Source organism: Paramagnetospirillum caucaseum (genome assembly GCF_000342045.1).
GTDB classification, from domain to species: Bacteria; Pseudomonadota; Alphaproteobacteria; order Rhodospirillales; family Magnetospirillaceae; genus Phaeospirillum; species Phaeospirillum caucaseum.
In genome coordinates this window covers 1-18,484 of the sequence record NZ_AONQ01000048.1, presented here as the reverse complement: position 1 = coordinate 18,484, position 18,484 = coordinate 1, and the positions used below count along the sequence as shown (strand labels likewise).

The 18,484-nt window shown below is 70.3% G+C and carries 18 protein-coding genes and 1 pseudogene; 8 read left to right on the top strand and 11 right to left on the bottom strand.

Features of this window, described 5'->3' with window-relative positions; genetic code table 11:
- Positions 1–46 precede the first annotated feature (46 nt).
- From nadA to tpx, 7 genes are all read left to right on the top strand, one after another.
- A complete protein-coding gene (nadA, locus tag H261_RS15905; protein ID WP_008619445.1) occupies positions 47–1,069 on the top strand; it encodes a quinolinate synthase NadA in 1,023 nt (340 codons plus the stop codon).
- The gene (gene nadC / locus H261_RS15900) at positions 1,059–1,913 is read left to right on the top strand and encodes a carboxylating nicotinate-nucleotide diphosphorylase (protein WP_008619438.1); all 855 of its coding nucleotides are present in this window, start codon (positions 1,059–1,061) and stop codon (positions 1,911–1,913) included. Before nadA ends, nadC begins: the two co-directional genes overlap by 11 nt.
- A gap of 1 nt (position 1,914) precedes the next feature.
- A complete protein-coding gene (gene nadB, locus H261_RS15895) occupies positions 1,915–3,534 on the top strand; it encodes an L-aspartate oxidase (RefSeq protein ID WP_008619436.1) in 1,620 nt (539 codons plus the stop codon).
- A gap of 15 nt (positions 3,535–3,549) precedes the next feature.
- Positions 3,550–3,936 (top strand): Crp/Fnr family transcriptional regulator, encoded by a 387-nt coding sequence (locus tag H261_RS15890; protein WP_008619433.1) that lies wholly within the window; start codon positions 3,550–3,552, stop codon positions 3,934–3,936.
- A 6-nt stretch (positions 3,937–3,942) separates the two neighbouring features.
- Positions 3,943–4,371, top strand: a complete 429-nt coding sequence (locus tag H261_RS15885; RefSeq protein WP_008619431.1) for a hypothetical protein — start codon at positions 3,943–3,945, stop codon at positions 4,369–4,371.
- Positions 4,372–4,451: 80 nt separating this feature from the next.
- The gene (locus tag H261_RS15880; RefSeq protein ID WP_008619429.1) at positions 4,452–4,814 is read left to right on the top strand and encodes a hypothetical protein; all 363 of its coding nucleotides are present in this window, start codon (positions 4,452–4,454) and stop codon (positions 4,812–4,814) included.
- Between the two features lie 93 nt (positions 4,815–4,907).
- Complete coding sequence (gene tpx / locus H261_RS15875) at positions 4,908–5,405, top strand: thiol peroxidase (protein WP_008619427.1); 498 nt, start codon at positions 4,908–4,910, stop codon at positions 5,403–5,405.
- A gap of 105 nt (positions 5,406–5,510) precedes the next feature.
- Here tpx and H261_RS15870 read toward each other — a convergent pair whose 3' ends face one another.
- From H261_RS15870 to H261_RS15850, 5 genes are all read right to left on the bottom strand, one after another.
- The gene (locus H261_RS15870; protein ID WP_008619423.1) at positions 5,511–6,068 is read right to left on the bottom strand and encodes a hypothetical protein; all 558 of its coding nucleotides are present in this window, start codon (positions 6,066–6,068) and stop codon (positions 5,511–5,513) included.
- Positions 6,065–7,204: a succinyl-diaminopimelate desuccinylase gene (gene dapE / locus H261_RS15865; RefSeq protein WP_008619421.1), complete on the bottom strand. Its 1,140-nt coding sequence runs from the start codon at positions 7,202–7,204 to the stop codon at positions 6,065–6,067. Before dapE ends, H261_RS15870 begins: the two co-directional genes overlap by 4 nt.
- The gene (dapD, locus tag H261_RS15860; RefSeq protein WP_008619419.1) at positions 7,204–8,043 is read right to left on the bottom strand and encodes a 2,3,4,5-tetrahydropyridine-2,6-dicarboxylate N-succinyltransferase; all 840 of its coding nucleotides are present in this window, start codon (positions 8,041–8,043) and stop codon (positions 7,204–7,206) included. Before dapD ends, dapE begins: the two co-directional genes overlap by 1 nt.
- A gap of 165 nt (positions 8,044–8,208) precedes the next feature.
- Positions 8,209–8,691: an FKBP-type peptidyl-prolyl cis-trans isomerase gene (locus H261_RS15855; protein ID WP_008619417.1), complete on the bottom strand. Its 483-nt coding sequence runs from the start codon at positions 8,689–8,691 to the stop codon at positions 8,209–8,211.
- 2 nt (positions 8,692–8,693) lie between these two features.
- On the bottom strand, positions 8,694–10,052 hold the full coding sequence (locus tag H261_RS15850; RefSeq protein ID WP_008619416.1) for a tetratricopeptide repeat protein: 1,359 nt from the start codon (positions 10,050–10,052) through the stop codon (positions 8,694–8,696).
- 116 nt (positions 10,053–10,168) lie between these two features.
- Here H261_RS15850 and H261_RS15845 point away from each other — a divergent pair, with 116 nt between their 5' ends.
- Positions 10,169–10,603 carry a hypothetical protein gene (locus H261_RS15845; protein WP_008619415.1) on the top strand — a complete coding sequence of 145 codons (435 nt, stop codon included), beginning with the start codon at positions 10,169–10,171 and terminating at the stop codon, positions 10,601–10,603.
- Between the two features lie 2 nt (positions 10,604–10,605).
- On the opposite strand, the gene H261_RS15840 is transcribed toward H261_RS15845, so the two are convergent.
- The 6 genes and pseudogenes from H261_RS15840 to H261_RS15815 form a co-directional block, all read right to left on the bottom strand.
- Positions 10,606–11,586 (bottom strand): magnesium transporter CorA family protein, encoded by a 981-nt coding sequence (locus H261_RS15840; RefSeq protein WP_008619414.1) that lies wholly within the window; start codon positions 11,584–11,586, stop codon positions 10,606–10,608.
- Positions 11,583–12,074, bottom strand: a complete 492-nt coding sequence (locus H261_RS15835) for a bactofilin family protein (RefSeq protein WP_235062954.1) — start codon at positions 12,072–12,074, stop codon at positions 11,583–11,585. The genes H261_RS15840 and H261_RS15835 overlap by 4 nt, the downstream gene beginning before the upstream one ends.
- Entirely contained in the window at positions 12,055–13,260 is a 1,206-nt protein-coding gene (locus tag H261_RS15830; RefSeq protein WP_040476686.1) for a M23 family metallopeptidase, read from the bottom strand. Before H261_RS15830 ends, H261_RS15835 begins: the two co-directional genes overlap by 20 nt.
- A gap of 156 nt (positions 13,261–13,416) precedes the next feature.
- Positions 13,417–15,471, bottom strand: coding sequence for a hypothetical protein (locus H261_RS15825; protein WP_008619409.1), 2,055 nt, complete (start codon positions 15,469–15,471; stop codon positions 13,417–13,419).
- Positions 15,468–18,176, bottom strand: a complete 2,709-nt coding sequence (locus H261_RS15820) for a DUF4159 domain-containing protein (protein WP_008619408.1) — start codon at positions 18,174–18,176, stop codon at positions 15,468–15,470. Before H261_RS15820 ends, H261_RS15825 begins: the two co-directional genes overlap by 4 nt.
- Positions 18,173–18,484 (bottom strand): annotated as a pseudogene (locus H261_RS15815) (DUF58 domain-containing protein); the annotation flags it as partial. The gene H261_RS15820 and the pseudogene H261_RS15815, both read right to left, overlap by 4 nt.

Here is an 18,484-nt window from a genome sequence, read left to right as displayed (position 1 = left end):
TCTTAGCGAAGCGGGGGAATCCGTCCCCCGGGAGAGAACCAGACCGATGACCGACACCATTGTTTTGCCCGCCGCCGGCGCCATGACCGAAGCCGACATCGACCCGACCCTCGATCTTGTCGCCGAGATCGACCGCCTGCGCAAGGAACGCAACGCGGTGATTCTCGCCCATTATTATCAGGAGGGCGAGATCCAGGACCTGGCCGATTTCGTCGGCGATTCCCTCGACCTGTCGCGCAAGGCGGCGGCCACCGACGCCGACGTCATCGTGTTCTGCGGCGTGCGCTTCATGGGCGAGGTGGCCAAGATCCTGTCGCCGTCCAAGCTGGTGGTGATCCCCGATGCCGAGGCCGGCTGCTCGCTGGAGGAATCCTGCCGCGCCGAGCCGTTCCGCGCCTTTCGGGAAAAGCATCCCGACCATATCGCCGTCACCTACATCAACTGTTCCGCCGAGGTGAAGGCGGCGTCCGACGTGATCGTCACCTCGTCCAACGCCGAGGCGATCATCCGCCAGCTGCCCGCCGACCGGCCGATCCTGTTCGCCCCCGACCGCCATCTGGGCGCCTACATGCAGAAGAAGACCGGGCGCGAGATGACGCTGTGGCCGGGCAGTTGCATCATCCACGAGCAGTTCTCCGAGAAGGAGCTGGTCAAGCTGAAGGTCCGCCATCCCAAGGCGCTGGTGGCGGCGCACCCGGAATGCCCGGACGGCATCCTCAACCACGCCGACCATGTGGGCTCGACCCGCAACATCCTGGACTTCGTGCTGAACAGCCCGGCCAAGGAATTCATCATCGCCACCGAACAGCACATCATCCACCAGATGAGCAAGGCGGCCCCCGAGAAGACCTTCATCCCGGCCCCCGGCGCCGATGGCGGCTGCTCGTGCTCCAACTGCCCGTTCATGGCGCGGAACACCCTGGAGAAGATCTATCTCTGCCTGAAGAACGACGCTCCCGCCATCACCGTGCCCGAGGAACTGCGCCTCGCCGCCCTGAAGCCGCTGGAGCGCATGCTGGAGATGAGCACGTCCGTGCCCATGTCGGGGGACAAGGTCAATGCGGCCTGAGGTCGATTGGGACGATGCCCGCCGGGTGATCCTGGCGGCGCTGGCCGAGGATACCGGTTCGGACAAGGGCGGCGAAGGCGAGGACATCACCTCGGCCTCGGTGATTCCCGCCGATCTGCGCTTCAAGGGCGTCATGGCAGCGCGCCACACCATGGTGGTCGCCGGCATGCCGGTGGCGGCGGAGGTGTTCCGTCTGGTGGTGCCCGAGGCCCGCTTCACGGCGCGGGTGGCCGACGGCGACAAGGTGGAGGCCGGTACGGTGCTGGCCGAGATGGAAGGGCCGGCCCGCGGCCTGCTCACCGCCGAGCGCACCGCGCTGAACCTGCTGCAGCTGCTGTCGGGCATCGCCACCCTGACCCGGCACTATGCGGAACGCATCGACGGCACCGGCTGCACCCTGCTCGACACCCGCAAGACCATTCCGGGCTTAAGGCGGCTGTCCAAATACGCCACGCGCTGCGGCGGGGCCGCCAATCACCGCATGGGTCTCTATGACGGCGTGCTGATCAAGGACAACCATATCGCCGTGTGCGGCGGGGTGGGCGAGGCGGTGCGCCGGGCCAAGGCTGAGGGGCGGCCCAACATCGAGGCCGAGTGCGACACCCTGGATCAGGTGGCCGAGGCGGTGGAGGCCGGGGCCGACATCGTGCTGCTGGACAACATGGGCCCCGACATCCTCCGCCAGGCGGTGGCCATCGTGGCGGGACGGGCCAAGACCGAGGCGTCGGGCGGGGTGACGCTGGACACCATCCGCGCCATCGCCGAGACCGGCGTGGATTTCGTCTCGGTGGGACGCATCACCCAATCGGCCCCGGCGGTCGATATCGGGCTGGACTGGAGCTGAGATGACGCGCACCGCCCATCCCTACGATCTGCTGGTCATCGGCTCGGGCGCCGCCGGCCTTTCGGTGGCGCTCGGCGTGCTGGCCCGCAATCCGCAGGCCCGCGTCGCGGTGCTGTCCAAGAACGATTTGTCCGAGGGCAGCACCAAGTATGCCCAGGGCGGCATCGCCGCCGTGCTGGACGCCGCCGATTCCACCGAATCCCACATCGCCGACACCCTGGTGGCCGGGGCGGGCATCTGCGTCGAGCCGGCGGTGCGCGCGGTGGTCGAAGGCGCGCCCGAGGCCATCCGCTGGCTGATCGAGTGCGGCGTGCTGTTCGACCACGAGGGCGGCGGCCTGCACCTGACCCGCGAGGGCGGGCATTCCCACCGCCGCATCGTCCATTCCGCCGACGCCACCGGCAAGGCGGTGGAGATGGCGCTGGAGACCCGCATCCGCGCCAGCGGCGCCGATCTGTTCGAGCATCACAACGCCGTCGACCTGATCCGCGAGAAGCTGCCCCAGGGCCGCCTGGGCCGCTGCGTCGGCGCCTATGGCCTCGACCGCCGCGACGGCCGTGTCCACCGCTTCGCCGCCCGCAACGTGGTGCTGGCCACCGGCGGCGCGTCGCGCGTCTATCTCTATTCCTCCAATCCCGACGGTTCCACCGGCGACGGCATCGCCATGGCCTGGCGCGCCGGCTGCCGCGTCGCCAACATGGAATTCAGCCAGTTCCACCCCACCTGCCTCTACCACCCCAAGGCCAAGTCCTTCCTGGTGACCGAGGCGGTGCGGGGCGAGGGCGGCCTGCTGCTGCGTCCCGACGGCACCCGCTTCATGGACGATTACGATCCAAGGGGCGAGTTGGCGCCGCGCGACATCGTGGCGCGCGCTATCGACGACGTGATGAAGCGCCTGGGCTGCGAGTGCGTCTATCTCGACATCAGCCACAAGCCGGCGGATTTCGTGAAGTCCCACTTCCCCACGGTGCACGCCGAGGCGCTGAAGTTCGGCATCGACATGACCAGGGAACCGCTGCCGGTGGTGCCCGCCGCCCACTACACCTGCGGCGGCGTGCTCACCGACCTGGCGGGGCGCACCGACGTGGACAATCTCTACGCGGTGGGCGAGGTGGCCTTCACCGGCCTGCACGGCGCCAACCGCATGGCGTCCAATTCGCTGCTGGAATGCCTGGTGCTGGGTGCGGCGGCGGCCAGGGACATCGCGGCCAGGATCGGCACCATCACCAACATTCCCGAGATCGCCCCCTGGGACGAGACCTGGGTCACCGATTCCGACGAAGAGGTGGTGGTCGCCCACAACTGGGACGAACTGCGCCGCTTCATGTGGGATTATGTGGGCATCGTGCGCTCCACCAAGCGCCTGGAGCGGGCGCGCCACCGGGTCAAGCTGCTCAGGGACGAGATCGACGAGTATTACGGCAGTTTCCGCGTCACCTCTGACCTTCTCGAACTGCGCAACCTGTCCATGGTGGCCGACCTGATCATCCGCTCGGCCCTGGCGCGGCGTGAAAGCCGGGGGCTGCACTTCACCATCGACTTCCCCTCCCTGGACAGCGTCGCGCCGCCCCAGAACACCATCCTGGTGCCCAAGAACTTCTCCGTCCGCCGCGTCGACTGAAGCGAAAGGCCGCCCATGACCAACTCCGCCCGCCGTGTCATCTTCCCCAAGGGGGCCACCGTCTTCGCCGAGGGCGAGCCGGGCACCACCGCCTATGTGGTGGAATCGGGCCGCGTCGCGGTGTTCAAGACGGTCAAGGGCAAGCGGGTCAATATCGGCGACGTGACCCAGGGCGGCATCTTCGGCGAGATGGCGCTGATCGACGATCATCCGCGCATGGCCTCGGCGGTGGCCGAGGAGGAGACCGCCTGCGTCATCATCGGCAAGGAGCGCCTGTCCGAGCAGTTGGACAAGGCTCCCAAGGGCGTCAAGGTCATCGTCAACGCCCTCTTGGGCAACATCCGGGCCATGGGCGCCGAACTGGCCGAGGCCACGGTGATCCTCTCCCATGACGCGGAGTAGAAGGCCATGAAGCGTCGCGTCGTCCTGGCCGCCGCCGTCCTGCTGGCCTTTCCCGCCCTTGCCGTCGCCGCCGAGAAGAAGGACGACAAGAAGAAAGAGGACAAGAAGAAGGACGGTAAGGGGCCGCTGCCCATCCCGGCCAAGGGCCAGCGCTATGCCCGCATCCCCACCATCGCGCTCGAATTGTGGGACGGCTACGGCAATTTCCACCTATCCACCGTCGATCTGCTGCTGCTGGTGCCGGAAGAGGCCAAGTTCTCCGAAAAGGCCATCGGCGACAAGATGCGCAAGGTGCTGAACGGCATTCCCTACGACGAGTACATGAGCGCTAATCCGGCCCCGATGATCAAGGCGGCCATGCTGGAACTGGTGCGCAAGGAACCCGGCTGCGAGCAGACCATGGACGTGCTGATCTCCAAGATGCTGTTCCGCTGAATTCCCTGCGGCGCTTTCGGATTTAATCGTCCCTTAACCGCGAAATGCTAACGTGGCAAGGCTCGAAGGATTCCAGACCCATGCCGCCCATGTCGCTCCTGTTGCCTGATTTCATCGCCGAGGGCCTGGCCGATCCGAAACGGCGGCGGCGTTTGGGCGACATCCTGGTGACGCTGGTCTGCTGCCTGTGGCTGGGCTTTTCCACCTGGACCTTCTTCATCGCCGACATGCCGGACGAGATTTTCGACAATCACACAGGCAAGGCCATGCAGGAGCGCATGAAATCCTGTGAAGGCAGCTTCCAGCAGCGCTACAAGTGCAAGCAGGCGCTGCTGCTGAATGGCGAGCGCTGGGGCTTCGCTGTGGCGCTGGACCGGGTGCTGCTGATCTGCGCCCCGGCCATCACCGCCTGGCTGGTGTGGGGCGCCATCAAGCGCCGCTGAAATTTCTTGCCCCTTATTCCGACGATCGGTTGCCTGGCGGGCGCGCCTGGGGCAGAGTCGAGCCTTTCCAAAAACAAAACCAGAGGTTCCGCCATGGCTGCCATCACCCTCAAGGGCAATCCCTTCAACACCAACGGTACCCTGCCGGCGGTGGGGTCCGCCGCCCCCGCCTTTTCGCTGACCAGCGTCGACCTGGCCGATGTCGGCCTGGATGCGGTGGCGGGCAAGACCGTGGTCCTCAATATCTTCCCCAGCATCGACACGCCCGTCTGCGCCGCCTCGGTGCGCCGCTTCAACGCCGAGCTGGACAAACTGGGCAGCGTGGCGGTGCTGTGCGTCTCCGCCGACCTGCCCTTCGCCCACAAGCGCTTCTGCGGCGCCGAGGGCCTGGAGCGGGTGCAGTCGCTGTCCGACATGCGCGACAAGGGCTTTGGCGAGCGCTATGGCGTCAAGATCGTCGACGGCCCGCTGGCCGGCCTGCTGGCCCGCGCCGTGGTGGTGATCAAGGGCGGCAAGGTGACCTATTCCGAACTGGTCCCCGAGATCGCCCAGGAGCCCAATTACGACGCCGCCATCGCCGCCGCGAAGTAGGGAATTAAGGCGGCCGGGACGGCCGCGCTCCAATTCGCCGGAGCGCGGGCATCTTGCCCGCAAAGCGACGTCAACGGGTCGCTTCCGCCGGGAAGCGGCCCGTTTTCACGCCCCCAGCAGGCGGTTGGCGATCATCTGGATCAGGGCGCCCAGCGACAGGTCGAGCAGCACCAGCAGCCCGGCGGCGCTGGGTTTGACGTCCAGGGCCTGGTGGGCGACATAGGCCTGGTAGACCAGCACCACGATGGTCATCGCCAGATTGAGCAGGGCCATGCCGGGGCCGGGCGCCAGATGGATCAGCAGCCCGACCGGCAGGATCACCGCCATCTGGATCACCTGCGACCAGTTATAGGCGACGATGTAGCGCAGATAGCGGTGCGAGCGTTCCAGCCCTTCCGAGATATGGGTCATGACCAGGGGAAAGGCGACGCAGCCGATGACGAAGGCGATCAGTTCCACCGCCAGCGGCCGCAGCAGGTCGTCCTCGAAGGTGCCGTCCAGGGCCTGCAGCACCAGGAAGCCGGGGACGATCAGCGCCGGGCCCCAGAACGAATGCCAGAAGCCGCGCGGGCTGGCATCGAACCAGATCAGCCCGGTGGGGTCGCGCCGGGCCAGCCGCCAGGCGCCGAAAACACCGGCGAAGATTTCGCCGGCGGTGATCATGGCCTTGCCGTCAGGCGGAGAAGGACGCGGCGGTAGATCTCGGCCAGCGCCTCCATATCGGCGACGGCGACGTGCTCGTCGGTCTTGTGCATGGTCTGGCCGACCAGCCCGAACTCCACCACCGGGCAGTGATTCTTGATGAAGCGGGCGTCCGAGGTGCCGCCCGAGGTGGACGGCTCGGGCCGCAGGCCAGTCACCTCGAAGGCCGCCTGGGCGATGGCTTCGGACAGCGGGCCGGGGGGCGTCAGGAAGGATTCGCCCGACACCTCGACCGTGACCTCCACCGCGCCGCCGGCCTGGGCGGCCACGTCCCTGATCCACCGTTCCAGCGAGGCGCCGGAATGCAGGTCGTTGAAGCGGATGTTGAAGCCGGCGCGGGCCTCGGCGGGAATGACGTTGGTGGCGGGATTGCCCACGTCCACCGTGGTCAGCGCCAGGGTGGAGGCCTGGAAGTGGGGGGTGCCCTCGTCCAGGGGCTTTTCCGTCAGGTGGCGCAGGATGTCCAGCAGGCGGGGAATGGGATTGTCGGCCAGATGGGGATAGGCCGAATGCCCCTGGGTGCCGAACACCGCCAGGCGGCAGTTGAGGCTGCCGCGCCGGCCGATTTTCATCATGTCGCCCAGCCTGCGGGGATTGGTCGGCTCGCCGACGATGCAGCAATCGATCCGCTCGCCCTTGGCCGCCAGCCAGTCCAGCACCTTGACCGTGCCGTCCACCGCCGGGCCTTCCTCGTCGCCGGTGATCAGCAGCGACAGCGATCCCTTGGGGGCGCCGTCCTTGAGCAGCCGCGCCACGGCGGCGACGAAGCAGGCGATGGCCCCCTTCATGTCGGCGGCGCCGCGCCCGAACAGCCGGCCCTGGTCGATGCCGCCCTCGAAGGGCTCCACCGTCCAGCCCTTGCCCGGCGGCACCACGTCGGTGTGGCCGGCGAAGCAGACGTTGGGGGCTTCGGTGCCTAAGCGGGCGTAGAGGTTCCTGATCTCCGGCCCGCCGGTGTTCGAGCGGATGTGGTGGCAGGTGAACCCCAGCTCCTCCAGCGCTCCGGCCAGCACGTCCAGCGCCCCGGCGTCCTCCGGGGTGACGCTGGGGCGGCGGATCAGGGCCTGGGCCAGCCCGACTGGATCGGAAAGGGACATCAGTCGCGCAGCAGCTCGTTGATGCCGACCTTCGAGCGGGTACGCTCGTCCACGCGCTTGACGATGACGGCGCAATAGAGGCCGGGGCCGGGGGTGCCGTCGGGGAAGGGCTTGCCCGGCATGGTGCCCGACACCACCACGGAATAGGCGGGGACGCGGCCCATGAAGATCTCGCCGGTCTCGCGGTCGACGATCTTGGTGGAGGCGCCGATATAGACACCCATGGACAGCACCGCGCCGGTCTCGACGATGACGCCCTCGGCCACCTCGGCCCGCGCGCCGATGAAGCAATTGTCCTCGATGATCACCGGGCCGGCCTGCAGCGGTTCGAGCACGCCGCCGATGCCGGCGCCGCCCGAGATGTGCACGTTCTTGCCGATCTGGGCGCACGAGCCCACCGTGGCCCAGGTGTCGACCATGGTGCCCGAATCCACATGGGCGCCCAGATTGACGAAGCTGGGCATCAGCACCACGCCCGGCGCGATATAGGCCGAGCGGCGCACCACCGCGCCCGGCACGGCGCGGAAACCGGCGGCGCGGAAACGGGCGTCGTCCCAGCCCTCGAACTTGGTGGGGACCTTGTCGAACCAGGTGCCGGGGCCGTCGCCCATCACCTTGTTGTCGTTGAGGCGGAAGGACAGCAGCACCGCCTTCTTCAGCCACTGGCTCACCACCCACTTGCCGTCGGCGCCCTTGGCGGCGACGCGCAGGCTGCCGCCGTCCAGCGCGTCCAGGGCCGCCTCGACGGCGTCGCGCACCTCGCCCTTGGTCTGGAGGTTGATGCCGTCGCGGGCCTCCCAGGCGGCGTCGATGGTCTTTTCAAGGGCGGCGAAGCTCATGGCGGAATCCTGCTGATGCGGTCTGGAAAACGGGGCCCGAACATACTCCGGGCGGCGGGGGAGTCAACAATACCACTTTGTCATTCCGAGGCGGAGCCGAGGAATCTCCGTCTGCGCCATCGTCCCAGGGCAAGGTCCCCCGGCTCCGCTCGGGATGACAGGCCTTTAGTGGTGGTGATGGCCGGGGAAGTGCGGGTGGCCGTGCTCGAGTTCTTCTTCCGAGGCGGCGCGGATATCGGTCACCGTGCAGTCGAACACCAGGGCCATGCCGGCCAGCGGATGGTTGCCGTCCACCACCACCTTGCCGTCGGCGACGTCGGTGACGGAGAACAGCACGGCCTCGTCCTGGTTGCCGTCCATGACGCGCTCGAACTGCATGCCGACCACCACGTTCTCGGGGAACAGCGAGGCATCCTCGACGCTGACCAGTTCGGCGTCGTATTCGCCGAAGGCGTCCTCGGGCTGCAGCTTGATGCACAGCTCATGGCCGGATTCCTTGCCCTCCAGGGCTTCCTCCAGCCGGGGGAACAGGCCGCCATAGCCGCCGTGCAGGTAGATGATGGGCTCGGCGCCCTCATCGACGATGGTGCCGTCGGAATCGCTGACGCGGTAGCTGAGCGTGACGACGGTGTCCTTGGCGATGCGCATGTTCAGTGTCTTTCGTCGATGAGAGAGGCGAGTGCGGCGGCCATCCGGGCCACCGGGGTCTTGAAGTCCGAGGGCTCGGGCTGCCGGAACAGCCGCATGGTCGGGTACCAGGGAGACGTTAGCGGTTCATCCTGCCAACGCCAATCGGAAACGTAGCGCAGCAGCACCCAGACCGGCCGGCCCAGGGCTCCGGCCAGGTGGGCCGCCGAGGTGTCGATGGTGATGACCAGGTCCAGGCGCTCCATCACATGGGCGGTGTCGGCGAAGGAGGCGAGCGCCGGGCCGGCGTCGCGCATCAGCCGGTCGGCGCCGGTGCGCTTCAGGTCTGCGGCGCGCGGCCCCAGTTGCAGCGCGTAGAAGGTGGCGCGGGGATCGGCCAGCAGCGGCAGCAGGTCCTCCAGCGGCCACGAGCGGTCGCGCGGCGTGGTCTTGCCCGCCCAGACCAGCCCCACCGCCAGCTTCTCACCCGGCGGCGGCGCAAGGCGCAGGTTGGGGCGGGGTGGGGCCCGCAGATAGGGAACCCGGGCGGGAATGGCGTCGAAGCGCGTTCCCAGCAGATGGGGCAGGCTGGCCAGCGGCGCCCAGCAATCATGGGCCGGCGGGGCGGCCCCCTTGGTGACCAGCGCCGCCAGCCCGTCCAGCCCGGCGAACAGCTCGCTCTGCTCGGGCAGGCATTCCAGCACCACCTTGGCGCCGCGCCCGGCCAGCAGCGGGACGTAGCGGGCGAATTGCAGGGCGTCGCCGAAGCCCTGTTCCGACAGCAGCAGCACGATGCGTCCGGCGGGGTCGTCACCGGTCCAGCGCGGCCCCGGATGGTCGCGCACCGGATTGCGGGCCAGCCTGGTGCGCCACTCGTAGCCAGCGAAGCCTCTTTCGTAATCGCCGAGATAGAGGTCGGCCAGGGCCAGGTCCCACTGGATTTCGGCGTTGTCGGGCTCGGCCGCCGTCAGTCCGGCCAGCATGGCGCGGGCTTCGCCATGCTTGCGCCGGTCGCGCAGCAGCAGGGCGAGGTTGTAGCTGTAGCCGTTATTGCCCGGCGCCAGCGCCACGGCGCGGCGCAGCGCCGTCTCCGCCTCTTCCAGCCGTCCCAGGTCGCGCAGCGCGTTGCCCATGTTGGAAAGCGTGGCGGCATCCTCGGAGCCCGCCGCCAGGGCGCGGTGATAGCAGGCCACCGCCGCCTCGGGCTTGCCCTGGCGGCGCAGCACGGCGCCCAGATTGGCGTGGGCCGAGGCCCAGCCGGGTTCCTGCAGGGCGGCGGCGGCGAAGCCCTGCTCGGCGGTGTCGATCCGTCCGTCGCGCCACGCCTGGGCGGCGGCGGAGAAGGCTTGCTGCGCCTGTGGCGCGGGGGTGTCGGCCGGCATGTGCTGCTCCTGTCGCGGCGCCCATCTTTCCCGAGGATGGCGGCGGCGGCAAGAGGGGGGACTTGAACGGCGTCCCGCCATCACAATATCAGGACAATGAAATATAGGAGGGCTCGATGCTGATCGAAGGATTTCCGCCGGATGGGGTGGTGACGGTCAACCGGGTGGTGCTGCGTCCGGGGTACACGGTGGACGATCTGGAGGAGCGGGTGGCGCTGCTCTGCGAGAACGTCAAGACCTGGCATTCGGAAACCGGCTTCGTCGGCGGCTTCGTCTGCCTGAATTCCGGCATGATCTCCAACGAGGGCTCGACGGTGGGCCAGGCGGTGAACTCGCCCCTGGCCGGGCGGGAAGCGCTGATCGTCACCTTCTGGAAAAGCTTCGCCGAGCACGAGCAATCCCACCGCAGCCCCACCTTCCAGCCGTTGTTCCGGTCGGTGCTGGAATTGTGCGAGAACGGCAACGAGGAGATCGCCTATTCCATGCTGTGGCAGGGAAAGGCCTATGGGCCGGAGCAGGCCAGGCTCGCCCGGGCGGCCAAGGGCGGCTGAGACTACACCCAGCCCTTGCGGCGGAAGAACAGGTAGGGCAGTACCGCCGACAGCACCGCCAGGGCGATGGCGTAGGCATAGCCCCATTCCCATTGCAGTTCGGGCATGATGCGGTAGTTCATGCCGTACCAGCTGGCCACCAGGGTGGGGGGCAGGAACAGCACCGACATGATGGTGAACAGCTTGATCACCTGATTCTGCTGGATGCCGATCATGCCGAGGGTGGCGTCCAGCAGAAAGGCGATCTTGTTGCCCAGGAAATCGGTGTATTCGGCCAGGGAGTGCAGGTCCTGGTCGATGGCCCGCAGGCGTTCGGGGGCGTCGTCCAGGCCCAGCGCACCGCTGCCGTGGGGCAGGAAGGCGGTGACCCGCTTCAGCCCCAGCAGGGTTTCCCGCGCCTTGCCCGACAGATCGCCGGTACGGCCGATGGTCCGCAGCAGGGCTTCCATCTCGCGCGAGCCGGTGCGGCGGGGACGGTGCTGCGGGCCGTGGGGCTGGTGGAAGATGCGGTGCGAGATGCCGTCCAGCCCGGCGCCCAGGTCCTGCAGCACGTCGGCGATGCGGTCGACGATGGCTTCCATCAGACTCAGCAGCACGGCGGCGCCGTTGGCCGGAGGCGTCGCGGAGGCGGGCAGGGCCGCCGCGAAGGTGGCCATGGCGTGGGGGGTGTCGTGGCGCAGCGTCACCAGCAGGCCGCCGCTCAGGATGAAGGTCACGGCGCTGTTGCGCGGCTCGAAGCCGGTGGCGCCGGTCAGCACCGGTACGGTCATCGCCAGGGCCTCGCCCAGGCGTGACAGGCGCGACGAGGCCTCGATCTCCTGCATGCGGTCACGGGACGGCAGGTCGAGGCCTGTACGGGCCTCCACCAGGGCGATTTCCTCGGCCGAGGGGGCCAGCAGGTCGATCCACAGGGCATCGCGGCCGGCGCCCTCGGCGCCGCCCACGCTCACGCCACGGGCCGTGGCATGATAGGTGGTGATCATGCCGTACCGGCGGCTTCCTGATTGAGATCGGGCTTGGCCGGCGGGGGAGTCTGGGCGGGCTCGGCGGCGCCGTTGCCCTTGTCGTGCTCCAGCGCCTTGACCGCGCCGGCCTTGCGGACCAGACGCCCCTCCATGGAGGCACCGGCCTCGATCTCCAGGCTGTCCTGGATCACGTCGCCGGTGACCTTGGCCGACTTGGCGATCAGCACGGAACTGGCGTTGATCTTGCCGTTCAGTTCGCCATGCACCTGCACGGTCTCGGCGGTGACCTCGCCGGTGATGCGGGCGCCCTCGCCCACCAGCAGGCGCTGGCAGGAAATATCCCCCTCCACCTGGCCGTCGATCTGCATCTCGCCCTGGGTGAAGATGTTGCCGACGATGCGCACGTCGGCGCCGATCACCGACAGCGGCAGGCCGTTGGTGCCGTTGCGTGCCGCATGGGCGGCGCCCGACACCGCCCCGAGGGCCCTACCAAGCTTTGGGAGCATGTTCACCTGCCGCGATGAACTTGAGGGGATCCTTGGCCACGTCGGCGACGCGGACCTCGTAATGGAGATGGGGGCCGGTGGAGCGCCCGGTGTTGCCCAGCAGGCCGATCACCGTCGAGCGCGACACCTTCTGGCCTTCCTTGACCTTGATGCGCGACATGTGGGCGTAGCGGGTGGCGACGCCGTTGCCGTGGTTGATCTCCACGGTCAGGCCGTAACGGTCCCAGGGGCCGGCGAATTCCACCACGCCGTCGCCGGTGGCGTAGATGGGGGTGCCGTGCGGGGCGCCCAGGTCGAGGCCTTCGTGCATGCCGGTGCGGCGGTTCAGGGGGTCGTTGCGGGTGCCGAAGCTGGAATTGAGGTCGTATTCGGCGCGCAGCGGCTCGCCCAGCGGCATCTTCTGCATCACCGCCTTGATGCCGCTCCAGCGGTCCAGGCGGTCGATCAGGTTCGACAGGCTGCTGTCCCCGGTCATGGTGTTGAGCGGAATGAACGGACCGCCGCGGCCGGCGTCGCGCTCCCGGCGCTCGAACAGGCGCGAGGCGTCGAGGCCCAGGCGGGCCAGCAGGCGCTCGGTGTCCGAGATGCGCGACTGGGCGGCGGCGTCGGTGTTCTGCACCGCCTGGGAATAAGCGACGCGCAGGCGCTCCAGCGAGCCTTCCAGGCGGCGGACCTGTTCGCGCACCGCGCGGGCCTCGTCGCCGGCGGGCTGGCCGTCCTCGTTCCAGGCGGGCTCGGCGCCGCTCTTGCTCCGCTTGGCCGGGGCGGCGGCCACCTTCCTGGGCGGCTGGTCCTTGGCCAGGGCGGCGTTGGTCTCGGCCAGCACCACGATGTTGGAATGGACAAGATCGACCTCGCGGGCGATGTCGGCCACCATCTTCTGCGACGACGCCAGACGGTACTGGGCGGCGCGGGTGGCGGCCATCATCTCGTCCAGCTGGCGCTCCTTGGCGGCGATCTCGTCGGGCTGGCGGGTCAGCAGGGCCGACACGATGCCCGCCCACACGGTGACGACGGCCATGATGCCCAGCAGGACCAACTGGCGCTTGCGGGTGAAGGTGAAATGCTCGGCGGTGCCATTGGGGCGGCGGATGAAGACCTGCCACTCGGGAATCATCCACGACGCGGTGCGACGCAACGCCTTGAGCCGCTTGCCGGCTTTCGGGATCAGTCGCTGCTCGGTCACTGTCCTGACGTCCCCCCACGTTTCGGATGGCCTGCCCGGTCGTGAGGCGCGGCCAGTCTATCCACCCCACCCCACCTTAACCTATAGGTAAGAACTCCTTACATCGGTCCGGCCGATATTCCAAATCGAATCTGCCGATCATCGGCAAAAAAAGCGTCACCTCGTTTCATTTCGCCACGCCGCCAACAGGCCGGCCAGGCAGAGCAGAGCCAGGGCCAGCGCGGGCAGGAGGGATATTTCACGAAGGCCGTCGACCACATGGTCGCCCTTCTCCTCGAGGCCCATCCAGCCCTGTCCGCCGGCGGTGGAGCCGGGCGCGATGCGGCGGGGGTCGGGAACGCCGCGTTCGGCCAGCCAGGCCAGCATCCCGCCGGTGGCTCCGGCCACCGGGGCGAGGCGCCCGGACGTGGCGGTCAGCTCGGCCAGCTCCACCGGGGCGGCGTTGCCGGCGGCGGCCAGGGCGACCCGGCCGTCGGAGGTGGCGACCCGCCACAGGCCGGTCTGGCCGGTCTCGGCGACGCCGCGCGCCACACCCTCGGCATCGGGCTGGAGGATCAGCGGCACCTGGGTACCGTCGGGGGCGGTGATCGTGGCCTCGACCGGCCCCTCGGCGCCGCGTGCCGCCACGGCGAGGCGGTCGCCCTCGACCTGGGCGGTCAGGGCGTCCTCCTCCAGGTCGGGTTCCTTCATCAGCCAGTGGCCGAGTCGCCGGGCCATCTCGGCATGGGGGCCGCCGCCCTCCCAGCCGCGCGCCCACAGCCACAGGGTGTCGGACAGCACCATGGCCACCCGCCCGTCGCCGACCCGGTCCAGCACCACCAGCGGGCGGTCGTCGATGCCGGTCAGCAGGGTGGCGCCCTTGGCGGTTCCCACCTCGATCTGGCGCATCCAGCCGCCCCACGGCGTGTCGCCCGGCCGTGTGCCGGGCAGGCCGGCCATGACGGGATGGCGCCGTCCGGTCTCGGTGAGGCGGGGACGGAAGGCGCGGTCGAGGCGCCGGCCGGTGGCCAGGGCGGGCAGCACCTCGGCCAGGGCGGATTCGCCGATGCCGTCGGCCTCGGCGAATTCCGGCCCCACGGCGGCCAGCAGGGCGCCGCCCTCCTTCACGTAGCGGGCGAGGTTGCGGTAATAGGCGGCGGCCAGCACGCCGCGCCGGCGGTAGCGGTCGAAGATGATCAGGTCGAATTCGGACAGCTTCTCCTCGAACAGCTCGCGCACCGGAAAGCTGATCAGGCTCATCTCACGGATGGGGGTCTGGTCGTCCTTTTCCGGGGGGCGCAGGATGGTGAAGTGGACCAGATCCACCGCCGGGTCGGATTTCAGCAGGTTGCGCCATGTGCGCTCGCCGGCATGGGGCTCGCCCGACACCAGCAGCACCTTGAGCCGGTTGCGGACCCCCGAGATGGACAGCGCCGTGCGGTTGTTGGCCAGGGACAGCTCGCCCGGCCCCGGTTCCACCTCCAGTTCCACCACGTTGGCGCCGGCGTGGCGGATGGGCACTTCCAGGGTGGCGTCGCGGTTGAGCGGCGCGGTGAAGGCGGCAAAGGGCTTGCCGTCCACCCGCACCGCCACCACCGCCTCGCCTTTGCCGCCCTGGTCCTCGACCCGGAAGGCCAGGGTGGCGGTCTCGCCCACCAGGGCGAAGGCCGGCGAGGCGCCGGGCACCATCCGCCGGTCGCGCTCGTCCGGGCGGCCGGTCAGCAGGGTGTGGACCGGAGCGCCCAGCGAGCGGCCGAGATCGGCGGGCACGTCGTGCACCCGGCCGTCGGTGATCAGGGTCACCCCGGCCAGCCGGCGGCGCGGCACGTCGACCAGGGCGCGGCCGGCCGCCTCGAACAGCCTTGTGCCCCGGTCCTGACCCGGCTCGGCCCCCACCCGCTCGACGCGGACCTCCAGCCCGGGCAGCAGGGCGAGGCGGCGGGTCAACTCGTCCAGCGCCGCCTGGGCCTGGGCGCGCCGCTCGCCGATGCCCTGGGACGGGCTGTCGTCCACCACCACCAGCGCCACGTCGGGCAAGGGAGTGCGGTTCTCGGCCAGCAGGCGGGGATTGGCCAGGGCGGCCAGCAACGCCGCCAGCACCAGGGCGCGCAGCCAGGTGCCGGACGCCCGCCGCCATGCTCCGATGCCGATCAGCAGCAGGGCCGCAGCCCCCAATGCGGCGATCGCCGGCCAGGGAAATAAAGGCGCGAAGGCGATGGACGAGACGCTCATCGCTTCAACCGGTCCAGGATGGCCGGCAGGTGGACCTGATCGGCCTTGTAATTGCCGGTCAGCGCGTACATCACCAGATTGATGCCGAAACGGTAGGCCAGCTCGCGCTGGCGCTCGCCGCCCGGCACCACGGCATGGATGGGCCGCCCGCGCTCGTCCACCGCCCAGGCGGCCATCCAGTCGTTGCCGCCCAGCACCACCGGCGAGACGCCGTCATTGCCGGCCTCGGCGCCCTGGCTGACCCACAGCGTGGCGCCGTCCCAGCGCCCCGGAACGCTTTTCAGCAGGTAGAACGAGCGGTTCAGCACATGGTCGGCCCCCATGGGGGCCAGGGGCGGCAGCGCCAGCCCGGCCACCAGCCGGCGCAGGCGGGTCAACTCGGCGGTATCGGGACCCGCCCCGGCCTGTCCCTCGTCGGCGGTGTCGAACAGGATCACGCCGCCTTTGGCCATGTAAGCGTTGAGCGTCTCCACCGCCTGTTCCGACGGCTGCGGCTGGCCGGGGGTGATCCGCCAGTAGAGCAGGGGGAAGAACAGCACCGGGTCGCGGCCGGGGTCCACCAGCATGGGCTCGGCCAGTTCGGCGGTGGAGCGCTCGGCCAGCCGTACCGACAGCCCGCGCAGGCCGGCGAGGCACAGGCGGTCCAGGGCGGCATCCCGGGTGGCGACGCAGGCCAGCCGGGTGGCGAGGCCGGCTTCCAGGGCAAGGGATTGCGCCCGGACACCACCGGCCGGCCACAGCAGGGCGATCACGGCGGCGACCCGCCACAGCAGCCCGCGCAGCGCCAGGGTGGCGGCCAGATCGGCCAGGGCCAGGGCCAGGGCGGCCAGCAGCAGGGCGGGGCGGAAATCCAGGCCGGGCAAGCTCTCGCCCAGTTCGGCGGCGGCGGCGCCGGGCGGTGGCGCGAAGGGGGCCGCGGGGGGCAAGGCGGGGCCAAGATTGAAGGCGGTCCGCGCCTCGGCCGGGCCGTAGAAGCCGGGCGGATGGCGGGGCTGCGGCACGGCGGTGGCCAGGGCGTCCCGTTCCAGCGGGGCGGCGATGCCGGCGGCGGGAGCCAGACGCCCCAGGCCGTCCAGGAGTTCGGCGGGGGCCAGCGCCCCGGCCTGGGCCGCCGGGGCGGCGCCGGCCTGCGACAGGGCGGTCAACCGGCGCAGCATGTCGACGAACAGGCCCGACAGGGCCAGATTGCCCCACTCGGCGTTGGCGCTGGTGTGGATCAGCACCACCAGCCCCTTGCCCATGCGTTGGGCGGTGACCAGCGGCGTGCCGTCGGTCAGGCTGGCCCAGGTGCGCGACGTCAGCTCCAGCCCCGGCTCGGCCAGCACCTGCGAGCGGATTTCCACGTCGCCGGGAATGGCGAGGCCATGGAACGGCGAGGCATCCGGGAAGGGGGCGAGGCGCATGGGCGTCGTCCACGACAGCACGCCGCCCAGGGCGCGCCCGCCCGCCAGCAGGCGCACCGGCAGCAGCGGGTCGTCGGCGGCGCTCCCCTGCGCGTTGTTGGGCGCCATCAGCGGCCCGGCGAAGCGCACCAGCACGGCGCCCTGCTCCACCCGGGCGGCCAGCCTGGCGGCGGTGGGGCCGGGGGCCAGGGGCACATCGGCCAGGATGACCACGTCCAGCCCCGGCGCGGCGGCCAGTTCGGCCGCTTCGCCGCGCTTCAGCTCGGCATGAGGGGCGAGCGCCCGTTCCACGTAATACAGGCGGTCGAGCAGCGGCGCCGACGAGGGATCGCCGCCGGCCAACCCCACCGAGCGGCGGCGGCTGGCTTCGTCGAGCAGCAGGGTGGCCCCGGCGGCGCGCTCGCCCTCGATCTCCAGGCGGACCAGCCGGTTGCGCAATTGGGTCGGTAAATCGATGGCCGCCTCGGCGGTGGCGCGGCCGGGCTCGAAACGGCCCTCGCTCCGGGCCAGCACGGCGCCGGCGGCGTCCCGCGCCCGGATGGCGAAGGCTTCCGCCTCGGCGGTGGGCAGGCGGCGGGCCACCGGCATCAACCGCTCGGCGGCGCTGCCGGCGGCGGGCGGCAGCAGCAGGCGACCGCTGCGGCCCGTCACCACCTCCAGGCCGCCGCCCAGGCCCTGCAGCCGACGGGACAGGGCTCCGTCCGCCGGGTCGGCCAGCCCGTCGTTCAGCCACGCCACCCGCCCGGCCCGGTCGAAGGGCAGGGTCTCCAGCGCCCGAAGGGCGGCGGCCCGGTCGGTGGGCCAGGGCTTGGGCTCCATCCCCGCCGCCAGGGTGCGCGCCTCGGTGGCGGTGGTCAGCCGTCCCAGGGCGACCGGCCCGCCATCGGCGGGCGGCGCGGTGCCCAGCAGCAGCACGGGACGGCCGGTCCGCTCGGCGGCGGCCAGCAGCCCGTCGAGATGGGTGCGCCGCCTGTCCCAGTCCCGCGCCGCCGCCCAGCCGTCGTCGATCACCGCCAGCAACGGCCCCTCGACCCGGCCGGCGGGCCGGGGGTCGAGGCTGGGACCGGCGGCGGCCAGGATCAGCAGGGCGGCAAGGAGAAGGCGCAGCAGCAGCAGCCAGAACGGCGTGCTCTCGGCCTGACGCCTTTGGGTGTCGAGGCCCAGCAGCAGGGCAAGGGCGGGAAAGGCCACCCGGCGCGGCCGGGGCGGCGTCACCCGCAGCAGCCGCCACAGCAGCGGCAGACCGGCCAGCAGCATCAGCGCCCAGGGGGCGGCGAAGGCGAGGCCGGGCAGGAAGGTCATGGGAGCTCTCCCCCCACCGCCTGCGCCAGGGCCAGCAGGCACGGCGCGGCGGGGCGGTCGGTGCGGTGGGTGGCGAAGCTCCAGCCCCAGGCGCGGGCCAGTTCGGCCAACCCGTCCCGCCGGGCGGCCAGCCGTTCCTGGTAGCCGCCGCGCAGATCCTCGGCCCGGCCGGTCTCCACCTCGCCCTCACCCTCCAGCCCCTGGAAGCGCAGGCGGCCGGCATAGGGCAGCACCTCCTCGGCGGGGTCGAGCACCTGCAGCAGATGGCCGCCGGCCCCCAGCCGGGCCAGGGCCTCGACGCGGGTGGG